This window comes from Mesorhizobium sp. WSM4816, from assembly GCF_055811535.1.
On record NZ_JBVVQR010000104.1, the window covers coordinates 1 to 641 of the forward strand.

General features: G+C 63.7%; 1 pseudogene. It reads right to left on the minus strand.

What is annotated here, in order from left to right:
• Window positions 1-641, minus strand: a pseudogene (locus tag AC0L3H_RS32995) (IS256 family transposase); the annotation flags it as partial.

Consider the following 641-nt stretch of genomic DNA (forward strand, 5'->3'; position numbering starts at 1 on the left):
GGCGAACTGGGTCTTGGCCTCGAACCACTCGCGCGGCGGTCGTTTCCATTCCTCGGCTGCATGGTTCAGCACCAGATATAGCAGCTTCATGGCCGCATCGTCACTCGGGAAGTGTCCCCGGGTGCGGACGGCGCGGCGCAGTTTGGAGTACAGCGCCTCGATCGCGTTCGTGGTGTAGATGATCCGGCGCACGCTTTCGGGGAAGGCGAAGAACGGTACCACGTGTTGCCAGTTGCGCCGCCAGCTCTGGGTGATCGCCGGATACCGCTGGCCCCAGTAGCCGGCCTCGAATTCCTCCAAGGCCTTCATGCCGGCTTCTGCATCCTTTGCCCGGTAGATCGCGCGCAGCGCCGGCACGACGGACTTGCGATCCTTCCACGACACGAACTCCAGCGAATGGCGGATCAGATGCACGATGCAGGTTTGGACCACGGTCTGGGGGAAGACGGCGTTGATCGCCTCGGGGAAGCCCTTCAGGCCGTCGACGACGGCGATCAGGACGTCGGCGACGCCACGGCTCTTCAGCTCGTTATGACACGCAGCCAGAACTTGGCGCCCTCGGTCTGTTCGATCCAAATGCCGAGGATCTCCTTCGTGCCGTCCGGCAGGATGCCGAGCGCGATGTAGACGGCCTTGTTGCG